Raw genomic sequence first — 11,418 nt, forward strand, 5'->3', positions numbered from 1 at the left:
TCAACGTCACTCAAGTCTCATGCTCTGCCGTCAGCGCCGGGGTGGCGCTTGCCCGGTATTTCGACAGGCTTACCCAGGCCAGCGGTATCGCACTCAGGCAGGCCGCCGCAAACAACCAGTGGGCCGCCGCCAGGGCATCTCCGCTCTGGCGGTAGATCAGGGTAATCAGCGCAGGCGTGGCACTGCCGAAGAGGGTCACCGATAAGGCGTAGGCCAGTGAGACACCCAAGGCCCTGACCTGCACCGGAAACAGCTCTGCCAAGGCCGCCGCAGCCGGCCCGGTGTAAAGCACCATCAACACTGCCAGCGCGCATTGGAAGATGATCAGCGTCTGGAGACTGGGACTGTTGTTCAGCCATACGAACCCTGGGTAGGCACAGAGCGCGACCCCCACGGCACCGATGAGCATCACGGTGTAGCGCCCGATACGGTCCGACAGCAGTGCCGTTAACGGACACAGCAGCGTGATGAGGCCGACCAGCACCAACCCCAGGTAGGCCTTGTTGCGCGGAAGCTCAAGCACCATCGATGCATAGGTCGGGATGAAATTGATCAATTGTGTCGCGACCGTCCAGAGCACGACGATCAACACCCCCATCACGAGGTTGGGCAGATAGGGGCGAAGGCTAGGCCCCTTCCCGGCCATCGCGTGCTTATCTTGATTATCGAGAAAGCGGCGCAGCGGCTCGCTTTCCTCGAGACTGCGGCGAATTTTCAAGCCTGCGACCACGACCAGCAGTCCGAAGACATAGGGCACGCGCCAACCCCACTCATCCAACTGGGCGGGCGTCAGCGCGCTCGACAACAGACTCGCACTTAAACCGCATAGCAGGAATGATCCGGCTTGTGCCACTTGTTGGCTGGACGCAAATAGCGCGCGGCGGTCCGCCGGTGCTGTCTCGACAAGATAGGCCAGCGCGCCACCGATCTCTCCTCCTGCTGCAACCCCCTGCAATATGCGCGCGACGACAACGCTCAGCGGTGCCCACCAACCGATGGTCTCGTAGGTCGGGCATACGGCAATGATCAGGGTCCCGGCGCCCATCAGCATGATGGACAGCGTCAGCGCGGCCTTGCGCCCCTGGCGATCGGCATAGCGCCCCATCAGCAGCGCGCCCAACGGTCGGGCCACGAAGCCGACGGCGAGCGCCAGGTAGGATGCGAGCAACGACATCAATGGGTCGGAAGCCGGAAAGAACGCTGCGGCAATCTGCAAGGAGAAGATCGCAAACAGGGTGAAGTCGAACCATTCCAGTGCGGCGCCCACGCTCACCGCCAGCACCAGCTTCCTGCGTTCGCGCCCCTGGCTATCCAAGGCTGTGGCGCTCATTGCGCACCCCCTGCGGGAAATGGCGGCAATGGCTCACAACGTGCCAGGCGGCGCAGGAACTGTTCACAGGCCTTGAGCTGGGCCAAGTCCACATACTCGTTCACTTTGTGCGCTTGCTTGATGCTCCCTGGGCCGCAGACGATCGTGGGGATCCCTGCGGCCTGAAACAGTCCGGCCTCGGTGCTGTACGCCACTCGCTGTCGGCCATGGGCCATTGAGCTAGCCTCGCGGACCCACTGCGCGAATGCCTGGTTGCCCTTCTCATCCAACCCCGGGGTATGCAACGTGTGGGAAAACTCGATGGACGCTGCCCAAGCGCGATCATCCGTCTCACTGTGCATGGCCTGCTTAGCGTCGTCCTTGATCTGTACCAGCAGTTGCTCGGCATCACATCCGGGCAGGTAGCGAATCTCGAAGTCAAAGCTGCATTGACCGGGAATGACATTGCCAGCGACACCGCCATTGACCCGGCAGACCTGGACGGTGGTGTACGGGACATCGAACCCGCTGTCCAACGGCCCCTGTGAAAGCCGCCTGGCCACGTGCTGAAGCTGCATCTGTACCCGCGCGGCATAGTCGATAGCGTTGACCCCCTCGTTCGGCAACGAGGAGTGCGCCACCTTGCCATGGACACAGCAATTGATTTCGTGACGCCCCTTGTGGCCGATCACCAACGCCATTGAAGTCGGCTCGCCGACAATGCAACCGGCGGGCTCCAACTGCGCCTGGGTGATGAACGGGGCCAGATGTTTCGCCCCCATCGCACCCACTTCTTCGTCATAGGACAAGGCCAGGTGAAAGCTTTGTCGTGCAGAGGCCATCAGCTCGGGAACCATCGCCAGCACCACGGCGATGAACCCCTTCATGTCTGAACTGCCACGACCGTAGAGCCGGTCCTGATCCAGATAAGCGCTGAACGGGTCCTGCGCCCAAGCCTGGCCCGCTACCGGCACCACGTCAGTATGTCCGGACAGGATGATGCCCCCGGGGCGTGGCGGTCCCAGGCTGGCAAACAGGTTCGCCTTGCGCCCGGAGGCGTCCGGTAGAATCTGGGCCTGTACCCCGAAACCGTGCAGGTACCCGCTCACCCATTCGATAAGGTCCAGATTGGAGCGGTCGCTGACCGAAGGGAAACCGATCAAGGTTCGTGCGATTTCCAATGTGCGTGCCAGTACGCTGCGGTCGTCATTCGAGCAAGCGTCTGCCGCCCCCTGCGCAAAGGCCAAGGAAAGAGTCATGGGATGCTCCAGCAAACAGAAGTCTATTTTTGAAGGGCAACAGGCATAGGCCCTGAATGAACAACGCGCCTGTCTCGCGAAAACCAGACGTTGGACAACAACACCGCCACGCACACCACCGTAACCAGGACGGGAACCCAAGGGCTATGCCAGGTGGAGAGCACGAACTCGGCGGCCAAGGCAATGACCGGCACGCAAGGCGTGAGAATGGACACCCGCCCACCTCCCAGGTGCTGAATGGCAAATTGCAGGGTAAACACCGGAATCAGCACGCTGACAAACGCCAGCTTGATCAACTGGCCGAGCATGGCGGTATCCAGCGTGAGCAGTTGGTGCAGATTTTCCCGGCCGACCCACCCTGTGACGATCAATAGCAGGAAGAACCTGACGCACAGGATATCCATGGCGCTGTACTTTCTGTCGCGGTTCAGTCGAGCCGAGCAGAACACATAGATCCCGCCCGTGATCCCGGCAACACTCGCCAGGGCGATGCCTTCATGCAGGTTGACCAGGCTTACCTGGGCCGTGACCCCAAGCGCGAGACGCATAAGGACCAACGCCATCAGCGACAGCAGGATCAGCAGCGCGCCCAGCCAGCGGGAACGACTGACCGAGGAGCGCGCCACCAGCATTTCACAGGCCACCACCACCAGCGGCATCCAGCCCTGATAGATGGCCGACTCCACCGACGCCTCGATGCGCTGCAATGCCATGAACATCAACCACCAACTGAACAACGTCAGCACATTGAGCAGCAGCACGCCTCGCCACTCCTCGCGTAGCAGGCGAAACGGGTCATGACCCCGCAAGGTATGCACCAGGAAAAATACCGCCCAGGCCATCAGGAAGGTAATGAATGTCAACGCCGCCCCACTGATACGGGTGAACGCCACCATGACCCAGACGGCCGAGAGCGCCGTCGAGATGCAGTAGACCGCCATGCTGACGGCACCGAGTATTCCTGTCTTCATGCCTGCTCCTTGAGAAAAACCTGTGCTTGGCGCCCTACCTGATCGATCAAGCGGTTCCCGGCTCCAGCACTTCCACCTGGGTCGGTACGTAGTGCTGCAAAGCCTCGAAGTCGGCGCGAAGTACCTTTGGGTCTGCGTTATACAAAGTCAGGATGCCGGCGGTATCGGCCAGGGACCGGGAGTCCACCACCATTCCGGGGGCGACCCGCCAGTCGATGTCGTAGATACTGGAAATGGGGGGCTCGTTGAGCTGGCTGATCCGGCCTTTGCGCAAGGGCAACAAGGCGGACACCACGTTGTTCTTCTCGTTGGGCTTGATGGCATCGAGAGCTGCGACGCCGGCTGTGAGGTAGAGATTGGCGTCGATCAGGTTGATGTCGCTGTTTTTCTCGTGGTACGGCACCCCGATGCCGCCAGGTACGCGTGCGGCAATTTCCAGGAACACCGGATAACCGCGCTTGCGGTCCACGAAGACCTCGTGGTGCGTCGAACCGTTGCGAAAGTTCAGGGCCGCAATCACGTCCCGATTGAATGCCTCCAGGGTCGCCTTGAGCGTGGGGTCGGCCACGGGAATCACGCTCAAGGGCTTGCCCTGGACGAAGTCAAAGTTGGTGCAACCCAGTTCCAGCACACCGCAGTAGCGGATTTGACCGTCGACCACAAACGAGTCGCATTGGAACATGTCGCCGTCAATGAACTCGTCCACCTCGTAATCAAAATGATACGGCGAGGCCAGCACTTGTTCGCGGGCCTTGATGAATTCGGCCTCGCTGCGAATGATCGACACCTCGAAACTGCCCGCTGCGTTCACCGGCTTCAGGACCAGGGGCAAGCCCAATCGCGCCGTCAGCTCGGCGTAGTAAGCCTGCGGCTCAGCCGATAGCCGTACGTGATCCAGTGGCACAAACTCGGGAATGCGTATCCCCTTCTGGCTGACGGCATGTTTCATCAGCACTTTGTCGCGAAAGTTCGCCACGATCGCCTGTGTATCCCCCTCTAATCCGAACTCCTCGCGCAACTGAGCCGCCAGTTCAACATGGCACTCTTCCTGGCAGAAAATACGCAATGACGAAGTATTGCCCTGCACGGCTCGCAGCTCATCGCTGATGATGCTGCGACATTGGTCATGGTCCAGCAGCGGACGGATGTTGCGCTGCAGGTCGGCATCGACGCGCACAACCTGTGAGACATTACGCTCGAGCGCGGGCGGCAGGACGTCGGCATGATAGGCGATCAGCACTGTCCGGCAATCTCGACCCAGCGTCTGCAACGCCTTCTCGGAGGCAAAGTTAAGGTAATGGGGCGTCAGGAAAACGATGGTCTGGATCATAGTAGTGCCTCACTGGAAGTCGACGTTCATGCGATAGAGAAGGCGCGCATCGGCGCCCCCTTCACTTTTGGGTATTGGCGGACCTTTATGCAGCGTTGAGAGGTTGTCCCAGATGACGATGTCGCCTGGGCGGTAGGCATGCCGATAGCGCGGTGCGTGCTGGACAAGGAAGTCGACCAGGCTGTCGAGAATGCGATGGGACAGTGCAGGCGTTACCCCTTCTATTTGCATGGCCGTTGCAGCCGGTGCATACAGCGACGCCGTGCAGGCGAGCGGGTGTTGGTACACCAGGGGGTGGACCACGGTGTTTTCCAGTGCGCCAGCCTCCTGGGAATTGAGCTGTTGCACCGCTGCATCGGCATTGCGCAGCGCGTCGCGATTGCCGAAACGATGGTGAATCCGCAGGTTTTCCAGGTCGAGACCTTTCAGATACGGCGGGCAACCTGGGCTTTCCAGCCACTGGCGAACCTGCTGCAGGCCTGCGACACAATCGATGAATTGGGTCTCGCCGTGTTGGTCGGGTACACGTACCGACAGCAGTGACGTGAACACCGTGTTCGCCGATTTGTACGACATGTCCGTGTGCCAATACCCTCCTCCTTCATGCACGCCCAAGGCCTGGCCGTCCCGATGGAGATTGGTCACAGTCAGCACTTCCCGATAATCCTCGAGGCAGTACTTGGCCAACACATGATGGACAGGCGAGCCCAGCCTGCGCATCAACTGCACATAAGGGGCGACGCTGACGTCCTGGTTGGCGATGACCAGTACCTTGGCCTGGGCGATGGCCTGCTTGAGCGCCGCTGCCGACTGACCGAGCACGTCGCCAATGTCCAGGCGTAGCGGCTGGAACATCCTCACGCCCATGACCGCAGTCCTTCTCGCAGCGATATGGCGGCACTCATTTCTGCAGCTGCCGGCACCATCGTGTTGATCGACGCATAACCTGAGGCAGCACCCGCGAAATACAGGCCCGCGACAGGGCTTTTCCCATCCTGGTGACAGGTAAAGCCGGTTTGCTGGTTGAGCAGTTGCGGCCAGTCGGTGGCGGGCAGTTGTGCGGTGACGCCGATGGCCGAAACAAGGCATTGCTCCTTCGCCGACACATCCAAATGCAACTCATGCCCGTCGAATGCCTGGGCGACGACCAATCGACCCGCCTCTTGAGCCTTGCGACAGGAAGCCTGGAGCAGCGGATGGCCGTTGAGTGACGCCGGAAGGTCCATGACGACCTTGTCGCCATCCTGGTGAATGCTGTTGTAGGCATGTAACCAGATATTGGCCCGGCCCGTGCTGCTGGCGCTGTTGAGCGGCCCTTGAAAGGAACTGGACGAAGTCTTGGCAATCATTTCCAGCGTGCGCTGGCTCAGGGACCTGAGGGCAAAGCGATCATCGGTCTCTTGGGGGTATAGCCCCAGATAGGATTTGATCAGGATCGACACATTGCGGGCGAACGGCGCCAGGAGCAGTGCGATCTGGAACGCACTGTTGCCACTGCCGAAGATGACCACATCTTGCTGCAGGAAACGATGAGCCTGGCCCCGCGCAACCATTTGATAGACGTCAAAGCAATTGAACCAATGGGCACTGGGCATTTCGAAGGGCGGCGCCTTCGGGCGAATCCCGGTTGCCAGGATAATCTGCTGTGCACGCAAGGAACGATGCTGGGAACCCGGGGCCAGGCTCACCTCGAACAGCCCCTGGACCTTGCTGACGGTGACCACCCGTTGCTGGATCTTGGTCAATTGCAAGGCTTCGAAGTTACTACGGATGTAGGCTGCGTATTCCTCACCGGTGGGGCTGACGCACAACTTGCGCATGAACCTTTGCAAGGGATAGGGCGCGCCTTCGATCTCCAGTTCATTGCAGTAGGACTGCAATGGATGATCGCCCATCATGCCCATGCACCCCCCGAATACATCGCTGATGACAGCGACTTTCAGGCCCAGATCAATCAGCCGGATACACTCGCTAAGCCCTGCGGGACCGCCGCCTACGACAATGACGTCGAACACATGCTGCTCCATTTCAAAAACCCTCCAGGCGGACACAGGCTTGATCAACAATGGGTTTGGCTACCGAGAAAGAGAACCTGACATAGGTGGGGCATGGCCCCTGGTAGAAGGGCGTCGCGGGCAATGGCATGACCCCGCAACGAGCGGCCAGGTGTTGACTGAATTCAACGGGGGACAATAAAGGCGCCCGCCGTGAATAGTCAGCCATGATGTAATGGCCGCCCGCCGGTAACCGGACATCCAGCCCGGCAGCCATCAGCGCACCTGCCAGGCGATCACGTTTGTGCTTGTAGTGCTCACGCAAGCTGTCCAGTCGCCCGGCGGTCAACTCATCGAGCAAAACAGCAACGGCCGCCTGTATGGGGGTGGGTTGGCAATAGCTCAGGTAGAGATGGTGGGCATAGGCTCGCTCCATGAAGGTTGCCTGCGCGCATAACCAACCAATTCGCACGCCCGTCATGGACAACAACTTTGAAGCGCTGCCTGCCACCATCATGGGAATCTGCTGGCTGGGGTAGCGCGCCGGTGTGTCAGCGTCGTACTGATAGTGACGATAGGCTTCGTCGACAATCACCATGAAATCATGGTTTTTTGCCAGCGCCACCAGGTGCTGCCAATCATCAGCGGACATGCACCACCCTGTCGGGTTATGGGGCGTATTGAGCAGCAGTATGCGAACACCCGCGCGCAACTGCTGTTCGAGCAGTGCCCAATCGGGGCCGATCGACTCCCCTACCGACAACGGCACTGCAACAAACTCCAACCCCAGCAACGTGGCCATTCCTGGGTAGTAGGGATAAAAGGGCTCAAAGAACGCGACCCGGCTGCCGTACTGCGTGGACGCTGCGTACAGGGCCAAGTACAAGGCCTCGGTACAGCCACTGGTTACCAGCACTTCGCTGTCGGGCGCATAGCCGGCACTGTGGGCCGCAATGCTTTCGCGCAAAATCATTTCGCCGCGTGGGTCGGCGTACTGCCAGCCCGCCCTGACCTGGCGGGCCAACGCCGCATTCATGGCATTGTCAAACAGGGGTTCAGGAAGCCCTTGCGAAAGGTTCAGCGCTCCTGAGGATGCTGCATATGCACTGGCATCCCTGAAGGGCGCCACTCGACCAATCAATGTCAAATCATCCATGACTTCCCGCCCCCTTGTATTGATTGGTCAGGCGTGAGTGGCTATTCGGTTGAGTCCTTGCCAGAAACGGGTCAACAAGTTCAGTACATCGGCAGCGCCCTCCAGAATATTGTTGCCGTTGTCAGTGTCCCGGGCCGCCTCCATGACCGCGTCACTGATCCATTGCACATGATCGGTTTCTACCAGCATGTGCAGATAGAAATAGGTGAAATCTTCGTGTTTCCACCCGCTGTAGAGGCGGAAGCCTTCGTACAGGTTGGCGATCATCGGAAAGCCGAACTCTTCGATAACGTAATGAGCACCAATGGCATGCTCTGTCGAACCCTCGAGGAAAATTCGACGCAGGCCATCGACCAACTCACTGGCTTCGGGAATATATTCAACCTTCTTCCAGTCATCCAACGTGATGCCAACGCCGGCAAGTACACGCTCGAACATGATGAAGTGTGCCTCGCCTACCCCATCGCCCAGCTCGGACACGACCGTGCGCGCCAGCTTCATCCGAATCACTTCGCTGTCGGTGCGGTGCGAGGTACCCGCCAGGATCTGGGGGAACGTACGAATGTAATAAAAGTACTGCTGGAACACTTTCTTCAGCGTTGCCTTGGGCAGCGGTGCCTGTCGAAAGGTTTTATAGAACGCATTGGTGTTGATCCCCGAAGCCGTGATCATTCCTTTAATCGAATGAATGATTTGCTCACCCGTGAGATAGCCTTGTTCCATTTGCTGAGCCGGCATAGATCCCCCCAAATACGATAAGGTAGCTTGGATGGCCGCGACGGAATGTCGCTGCGCGTTTCAGATAGTAAACAAGCAATTCACGCAAACAAATTAATACTTTTAATCGAAGGCGTTCCGAACAATAGATTTATTTTTAAACATGAAAATCGTGATATTAATTCCATTTAGAATCAATTGATTATGAGTTGGTATTATTTTATCGCACAAAAATAGAGCATTATCTTTTTTTTGCACCAGCAAGATGCATGTCGGGCGCTAAGCTCAAATTAAATCACCCCGATTTGGAAGTCTTCTATAGTGAACAATCAACCCATTGACATCGCATTCACCATCAAAGCCGAGCGAGCCGCCCGGGAATGGTCCATCGGCGAGCTCGCCCAGCTATCCGGCGTATCGAAGGCAATGATCAGCAAAATTGAAAACGCACAGGTCAGCCCGACGTCGACGATCCTGGGCCGGTTGTCGGGAGCTTTCGGCTTGCCCCTCTCCACCCTGTTGCATCGAGCCGAGGGACGCTCGGGACTTCTGTCAAGGGCGGCGGAGCAACCGCGTTGGGTAGACCCGGAAACTGGCTACGCGCGCCAGCAAGTCTCCCCGCGGGAGGGCTGGCCACTGGAGCTCATCAGTGTGCAACTGCCTGCGGGCGTGCGTATCAGCTACCCGGCCACGGCCTATGCGTTCCTTCATCAGCAGGTGTGGGCCACGCAAGGCACGCTGACGTTTACCAAAGGCACCACCACCTACATCCTGGAGCAAGGCGACTGCTTGCAATTGGGGCTGCCTGAAGAAGCCTGCACGTTCGAAAACGCCACAGCGCAAGTGTGCGAATACGTCATAGCCCTGATTCGCAAGTAGCAACCGCCCCTTCAGTGCCCGCCTGCACACCGACCGCACCATCCAGACGTTCATCCAGGGGGCGAGCGCACGGCATTCGCGCAATATGCCTATGACTTCGCAGCGCCTGGCGTTCCAGGCCTGAAGGCATCGCTGATGTACCTCAAGGGCGACAATATCCAGACGGCCAGCGGCCAGGATGCCGGTGAATGGGAACGGGATATTTCCTTGGACTATGTGATCCAGCGCTTTGATCGGGAGGTCAATCTCCGCGCAAGAAGCCGGAGTGTCCCGATGCCAGAGGTATCGCTAAGCGCTGGCATTCCTTGTATCTGGCCGAACCGACGCCTCTTAAACAAATTTTTAAGAAAAAAGGTGGACTTTTAAAAACCTGCTACATTCGAGTGTGAGATGGATTCTCACAGACATCAGGAAGGTACAGGGATGACCAATTTCGACGCTGCCGCAGGCATCAGCGTGACGGAGCTCAACACCTTGTTGGGCGAGTATTACCAGAACGCCCCCAGCACTAATGACCCATTCAAGGGCAGCCTGCCCAAAACCCTGCCAGACCTCGGAGCAGTGACGCTGACTTGGGATGTCGGTGCTGCGCCTAGCCTTGCTTTCGGTCCTCCCTCCCCGGCTATCTGGAATGCCGCGCTTGCGCCGAACGGCGAAACCAATGGGTCCCAGAGCATCCCTTTGCCCAGTTTGCCAATGGTCCAACTCACCTTGCCGATGCTGACGGCCAGCTACACGCTGGGTAGTGCGCCCGCGGTAGGCGGTACCGCCCCGAGCGTAGTGGTCTACGCCACGCTCACCTTTACGCCGGGAACACTGGCACTCGACTTGGTGGCAGTGTCATTGGACGAGAGCAAATTCTCCGCGTGGGACATAGCCATATTCAATCTGATGCTGTTGCCGCAGATATTCACCTCTGCTAATCAGATGCTGGCCCTCGTGCACCTGCCCAACCTCGATTGGAACGGGGTGACACTCAACCCTGTACAGCTGCAACTCACTGCAAGCTATTTGCTCGGTGCGACGACGCTGACCACCAACACCAATGCGCTGGATATCGACGGAGTAACCTGGCCCACCGATCCGGTGTTCGTGATCGCCAGCAATGCGCTGATCAACACGGCAATGGCTGTTTTCTTGAAGCCTTACCAGGGGTATCCGTTCTCCGACAGCGGCGACTTCAAGAAACTGGCCGATTGGAGCTACAACGGCTCGATCTCCTCGCTCTCGGCCACAGTCAAGCAGGTGGCCCCCTTGACCATCAATGCCCAGTTGAGCGCTTCGCTCAATGCGCAGGCCACCCTCACGACGGCGGGCATGGCCCTGGCGGCGGCAGGTTGTGCCCTCGGTGCGGCCCTGCTGTAACCCTCAAATTCCTTGCCGGAGCAACGCCCATGTCGAGCATGTTTGATTACGATGTTTCCATCAGTCCTTCGCCCGCCGAAATCGATCTGACCGTGGCAGTCGATGGCGTCGCTATCAGCGCGACGATAACGTCGGTACCGTCGCTGACGTTTAAATTGACGCCGACAGGAAACCTGGTCCAGAAGATTCTGTCCGCGGTTGCCTATCCCATTGCGACCCTCATCGCCGCAGAGGTCAAGGACAAACCCAAGGACGCGTTGCAAGGCAAAGTCGAGCCCATCGGCTCTGTGCCCAACTACGATACCAATGGTATCCGCATCGCCCCCAGCGCTCTGACCTTGGGTAGCGTCAACATCGGCGATAGCCCGATGTTGAAAATCGTCGCGACACTGGCGATCACCACTCCTCCCTCTACCAGCGTCTGATCTGCCTACGAGA

At 58.8% G+C, this 11,418-nt stretch carries 11 protein-coding genes and 1 pseudogene; 4 read left to right on the forward strand and 8 right to left on the reverse strand.

Translation table 11 applies throughout. The features are described 5' to 3' along the window. Positions 1-10 precede the first annotated feature (10 nt). The 8 genes from TK06_RS05975 to TK06_RS06010 are packed head-to-tail and all read right to left on the reverse strand — an operon-like array spanning position 11 to position 8,691. Entirely contained in the window at positions 11-1,330 is a 1,320-nt protein-coding gene (locus TK06_RS05975; RefSeq protein WP_063321265.1) for an MFS transporter, read from the reverse strand. Beyond that, complete coding sequence (gene argE / locus TK06_RS05980) at positions 1,327-2,568, reverse strand: acetylornithine deacetylase (RefSeq protein ID WP_063321266.1); 1,242 nt, start codon at positions 2,566-2,568, stop codon at positions 1,327-1,329. Before argE ends, TK06_RS05975 begins: the two co-directional genes overlap by 4 nt. Before the next feature lie 23 nt (positions 2,569-2,591). Further along, on the reverse strand, positions 2,592-3,539 hold the full coding sequence (locus TK06_RS05985) for an EamA family transporter (RefSeq protein WP_063321267.1): 948 nt from the start codon (positions 3,537-3,539) through the stop codon (positions 2,592-2,594). A gap of 46 nt (positions 3,540-3,585) precedes the next feature. Then, on the reverse strand, positions 3,586-4,869 hold the full coding sequence (locus TK06_RS05990; RefSeq protein WP_063321268.1) for an ATP-grasp domain-containing protein: 1,284 nt from the start codon (positions 4,867-4,869) through the stop codon (positions 3,586-3,588). Between the two features lie 9 nt (positions 4,870-4,878). Further along, a complete protein-coding gene (locus TK06_RS05995) occupies positions 4,879-5,736 on the reverse strand; it encodes a TauD/TfdA dioxygenase family protein (protein WP_063321269.1) in 858 nt (285 codons plus the stop codon). Beyond that, positions 5,727-6,884, reverse strand: coding sequence for an NAD(P)/FAD-dependent oxidoreductase (locus tag TK06_RS06000; RefSeq protein WP_203417405.1), 1,158 nt, complete (start codon positions 6,882-6,884; stop codon positions 5,727-5,729). Before TK06_RS06000 ends, TK06_RS05995 begins: the two co-directional genes overlap by 10 nt. Positions 6,885-6,897: 13 nt before the next feature. Next, the gene (locus TK06_RS06005; protein ID WP_063321271.1) at positions 6,898-8,019 is read right to left on the reverse strand and encodes a pyridoxal phosphate-dependent aminotransferase; all 1,122 of its coding nucleotides are present in this window, start codon (positions 8,017-8,019) and stop codon (positions 6,898-6,900) included. 27 nt (positions 8,020-8,046) lie between these two features. Then, on the reverse strand, positions 8,047-8,691 hold the full coding sequence (locus tag TK06_RS06010) for an iron-containing redox enzyme family protein (protein ID WP_238992595.1): 645 nt from the start codon (positions 8,689-8,691) through the stop codon (positions 8,047-8,049). A 366-nt stretch (positions 8,692-9,057) separates the two neighbouring features. On the opposite strand from TK06_RS06010, the gene TK06_RS06015 reads away from it, so the two are divergent. From TK06_RS06015 to TK06_RS06030, 4 genes and pseudogenes are all read left to right on the forward strand, one after another. Beyond that, entirely contained in the window at positions 9,058-9,615 is a 558-nt protein-coding gene (locus TK06_RS06015) for a helix-turn-helix domain-containing protein (protein WP_086936583.1), read from the forward strand. 13 nt (positions 9,616-9,628) lie between these two features. After that, positions 9,629-9,840 (forward strand): annotated as a pseudogene (locus TK06_RS30625) (OprD family outer membrane porin); the annotation flags it as partial. Between the two features lie 198 nt (positions 9,841-10,038). After that, positions 10,039-10,980: a hypothetical protein gene (locus TK06_RS06025; RefSeq protein WP_063321275.1), complete on the forward strand. Its 942-nt coding sequence runs from the start codon at positions 10,039-10,041 to the stop codon at positions 10,978-10,980. Between the two features lie 29 nt (positions 10,981-11,009). Continuing rightward, positions 11,010-11,405, forward strand: coding sequence for a hypothetical protein (locus tag TK06_RS06030; protein ID WP_063321276.1), 396 nt, complete (start codon positions 11,010-11,012; stop codon positions 11,403-11,405). Positions 11,406-11,418: the final 13 nt, after the last annotated feature.

The organism is Pseudomonas fluorescens, from assembly GCF_001623525.1.
GTDB lineage: Bacteria > Pseudomonadota > Gammaproteobacteria > Pseudomonadales > Pseudomonadaceae > Aquipseudomonas > Aquipseudomonas fluorescens_Q.

Coding starts and splice junctions, on each gene's coding strand:
- TK06_RS06025 (WP_063321275.1), top strand. CDS start 10,039: ATGACCAATTTCGACGCTGCCGCAGGCATCAGCGTGACGGAGCTCAAC.
- TK06_RS05975 (WP_063321265.1), bottom strand. CDS start 1,330: ATGAGCGCCACAGCCTTGGATAGCCAGGGGCGCGAACGCAGGAAGCTG.
- TK06_RS05990 (WP_063321268.1), bottom strand. CDS start 4,869: ATGATCCAGACCATCGTTTTCCTGACGCCCCATTACCTTAACTTTGCC.
- TK06_RS06010 (WP_238992595.1), bottom strand. CDS start 8,691: ATGATCACGGCTTCGGGGATCAACACCAATGCGTTCTATAAAACCTTT.
- TK06_RS05995 (WP_063321269.1), bottom strand. CDS start 5,736: ATGGGCGTGAGGATGTTCCAGCCGCTACGCCTGGACATTGGCGACGTG.
- argE (WP_063321266.1), bottom strand. CDS start 2,568: ATGACTCTTTCCTTGGCCTTTGCGCAGGGGGCGGCAGACGCTTGCTCG.
- TK06_RS05985 (WP_063321267.1), bottom strand. CDS start 3,539: ATGAAGACAGGAATACTCGGTGCCGTCAGCATGGCGGTCTACTGCATC.
- TK06_RS06030 (WP_063321276.1), top strand. CDS start 11,010: ATGTCGAGCATGTTTGATTACGATGTTTCCATCAGTCCTTCGCCCGCC.
- TK06_RS06005 (WP_063321271.1), bottom strand. CDS start 8,019: ATGGATGATTTGACATTGATTGGTCGAGTGGCGCCCTTCAGGGATGCC.